We start from the raw sequence: 3265 nt of genomic DNA on the forward strand, positions 1-3265 counted from the left end.
AACTACAACCAGAACAGCAGCAATAACAAAGTCGAAGGTAGCTTCAGATGACTAAAACATTTGATCACATCTTCAGTCGCTGGGCTTTTACTGCGCTGCTTACTCTGGTTGCCTGCGCTTTTGTGCCAACTGCCCATGCTGATGTCAGGTTGAAGGAGGCCGCCGTGTCCAAGATACAAAAGGTGTCCAAGATTCAAATTGAACTGGATGGTGCTGTGATCACTGCCACTTTGGATGATAACCCGACAGTAAGGGATTTTATTGCCCGCTTGCCGCTGACAGTAGAGCTTAAAGATTATGCATCGACCGAAAAAGTCGGTTTTTTGCCTGACAAGCTGACCACTCAAAACGCACCACCAGGCAGCACTCCTGTTGTTGGCGATATCAGCTATTACGCGCCTTGGGGCAATCTGGCAATTTTCTATAAAGATTTCGCTTATTCCCAGCATCTTGTAAGGCTTGGAAGGATCAGCAGCGGTATAGAACACCTGAACTATAGCGGCGAGAAGCACGCCACTATTAGCCTTATTCACTCTAATTAAGCCATGAGGATAAAAACCATGAACAACGATCAATCCCAGATGAAACAAGCCGGACAACCGGACACAGCTCGGCGCAATTTATTAAAAATGACAGGCGTAGGTATTGCTGCCGCTTGTGTTGCGCCACTTTTTACAACCTCAGCGGCTGCAGCAGCTCCAGTCTCTGCTGCGCAGACAGAACTGAAACTTGGTAAAGAGTGGGATAAAACCTTCGCCAAAAGCGACAAAGTGGAGCATAAAAAAGTCAGCTTTAAAAACCGCTATGGCATCATTTTAGCTGCTGATTTATATCAACCCAAAAACCCAGGAATCATAAACAATGGCGGTAAGCTGGCAGCTATTGTGGTTGGTGGCCCTTTTGGTGCTGTTAAAGAGCAATCCTCTGGTTTATATGCGCAAATTATGGCAGAGCGTGGTTTCGTAACGCTGGCTTTCGACCCATCCTTTACCGGCGAAAGTGGTGGCGAGCCACGTCATGTAGCCTCACCTGATATCAACACTGAAGATTTCAGTGCAGCTGTCGATTTTATTGGCTTATTACCCAATGTCGATCGTGATCGTATTGGGATTTTAGGCATTTGTGGCTGGGGTGGCATGGCGTTAAATGCTGCTGCAATCGACAAACGCATCAAAGCTGTTGTCGCCAGCACTATGTACGATATGACGCGAGTGATGTCTAAAGGTTATAACGACAGTGTGACCAAAGAACAACGAACTGCAACGCTGGAACAACTAGGCCAGCAACGTTGGAAAGATGCGGAGAAAGGTGAACCTGCGCAGGGTCCTGTTTACAATGAACTCAAAGGGGGCGAACCACAATTTCTAGTGGATTATGCAGGGTATTACAAATCCCGCGATCGCGGCTTTCACCCACGAGCTATTAACTCGAACAGCTCCTGGACCATTACCAATCCGTTGTCCTTTATGAATATGCCGTTGTTATCCTATATAGACGAAATTTCGCCACGCCCACTCTTGTTAGTGCATGGTGAAAAAGCGCACTCCCGTTACTTCGCCGAAACCGCCCACGCCGCAGCAGCGCAGCCAAAAGAGCTGATGATTATCAAAGGAGCAACTCATATTGATTTGTACGATCGGCTTGATGTGATCCCTTTTGACAAAATGACCAGTTTCTTTCAACAACACCTGATGGCCTAAACATTCATATAAGTATTGAGTGATGAGGATAAAAGTAAAAACAGCAGGTGCTGCAAACTGGGTTTGAACTGACTTTTGGTACGAGAGAGGCTTAAACCACTGCAGACATTATCCCGCGCTTTAATCAGCTTGTTTAGCTGGCTTTTAGATCAAAAGCCAGCGAGCTTTAGAACGCTTTGGCTGTTATCCAATAAATCTGCTGATCCAGCGAAACCCTACCAGACTGCGCATCATTTTCACGGCGCTGTTATGTCGCATCTGAAACAAGCAACCAGCACAGAAACTAAGCATTAAGCCCGGAGTTGAGCCAATAAAACCTAAAGCTGCTGCGGATAATTGTTGTTTTCTCACGAGTAATAATTGCTGCTGCAGCTGACTTTGTGCGGTCAGCTCAGTCAACTTCTGTTGCTGCTTAGTGAGTAGCCGTTGGATCAGCATTTGTGTCTTCCTTCTGTGGCCTGAACAAGAGCAATTGCAATTGCCGCAAGGTATTTGAAAAGCCAGCTTGTGACAGTACATAAGCTAAACTGCGCCAACACCAAAGCAATAAAGCAAACTGCAACAACAGCAAGGCTGTGGCAGTGATCACAACAGAACTGGTTAGCTGAAACAGCAGATACCCTAACAGCAATAGAACACTGCCCCAAAGTAATATCATGCCAGCGCCAAAGCATACGACCAAAGCCGCTGCTATGGTCAGGCTTCGGCCTGTGAGCTGCCATTCAGCAGTTGCTATTTGCCCTGTTAGTTTCAGCTGACTGGCATAAGCTTGCCTGACTGAATTGCCAAGTGCTGCTATTTCGGCCAGCTGATCCAAGGCTTGCTCTGCTGATTTAGTCAGAGCAGCCTGAGTGGATTCAGGCTGCCCTGGTCTTTGCGCAGGAGCTTCAGAACTTTCGCTAGGTTGCATAAATCCGCCTTCGTAGTTACTGCGTCAGTTGCAATCCTAGTTACGGCGCAGCAAAGCGGTCAAGAGTACACCGGCCGCAAAAGCTATACCAGCTGTGGCCAGTGGGTTTTGCGCTGCAAACTCACGGGTTTTACTGTAAGACAGTTGCAGTTGCTGTTTGATCTCTTCCTGTTTGTGCGTCAGCGTTTCCTGAGAGTTTGCAGCTGTTTTACGTAAGGTATCTTCAGCTATAGCCGCTTTTTCTGCGACTGCGTCCACTGCATGATGAGCAGCTTCAATAGCTTTTTCCGTCACAGGTGAATTTAACGCACTATTGCTTTTTGCTTTCTCTGTTGCACTTTGTGAAGTAGTCATAATAAATCTCCTTGATGAACATTGTGAAAGGCAGCTATGGCTGCAATTCGTATCTTACTCTTCGCGTTGTACTCTTTGGATATTAACTCTTTGCCTGTTAACTCTTTGCCTGTTAATTAAAGCATTGGTTGTGCCAAATAGATATAAATCAATAAAAACAGTGCTTTGTCGATTCTTTATCTACCACGAACCTGTAGCTTGGCTGTAGAAGTTACCCGTTGCTGGTAATTTTTACACAGGCTTTGCCAATCAAAATGAACAGCTGCAACAATAAAAAAGCCGGAGCTTTGAGGGCTCCGGC

General features: G+C 46.3%; 5 protein-coding genes. 2 read left to right on the plus strand and 3 right to left on the minus strand.

What is annotated here, in order from left to right:
- Positions 1 to 47: 47 nt before the first annotated feature.
- On the plus strand, positions 48 to 542 hold the full coding sequence (locus LSG37_RS20910; RefSeq protein WP_233081944.1) for a cyclophilin-like fold protein: 495 nt from the start codon (positions 48 to 50) through the stop codon (positions 540 to 542).
- Between the two features lie 18 nt (positions 543 to 560).
- Positions 561 to 1700 carry an alpha/beta hydrolase gene (locus LSG37_RS20915; protein ID WP_233081945.1) on the plus strand — a complete coding sequence of 380 codons (1140 nt, stop codon included), beginning with the start codon at positions 561 to 563 and terminating at the stop codon, positions 1698 to 1700.
- A gap of 183 nt (positions 1701 to 1883) precedes the next feature.
- Here the strand turns inward: LSG37_RS20915 and LSG37_RS20920 are convergent, their stop codons facing one another.
- From LSG37_RS20920 to LSG37_RS20930, 3 genes are read right to left on the minus strand one after another with little or no spacing between them, the layout of a single operon-like run.
- Positions 1884 to 2138, minus strand: coding sequence for a hypothetical protein (locus tag LSG37_RS20920; RefSeq protein WP_233081946.1), 255 nt, complete (start codon positions 2136 to 2138; stop codon positions 1884 to 1886).
- A complete protein-coding gene (locus LSG37_RS20925; protein WP_233081947.1) occupies positions 2113 to 2610 on the minus strand; it encodes a hypothetical protein in 498 nt (165 codons plus the stop codon). Before LSG37_RS20925 ends, LSG37_RS20920 begins: the two co-directional genes overlap by 26 nt.
- Positions 2611 to 2646: 36 nt before the next feature.
- A complete protein-coding gene (locus LSG37_RS20930; RefSeq protein ID WP_233081948.1) occupies positions 2647 to 2964 on the minus strand; it encodes a DUF883 C-terminal domain-containing protein in 318 nt (105 codons plus the stop codon).
- Positions 2965 to 3265 lie beyond the last annotated feature (301 nt).

The sequence above is a fragment of the Rheinheimera soli genome (genome assembly GCF_021290985.1).
Classification (GTDB): domain Bacteria; phylum Pseudomonadota; class Gammaproteobacteria; order Enterobacterales; family Alteromonadaceae; genus Pararheinheimera; species Pararheinheimera soli.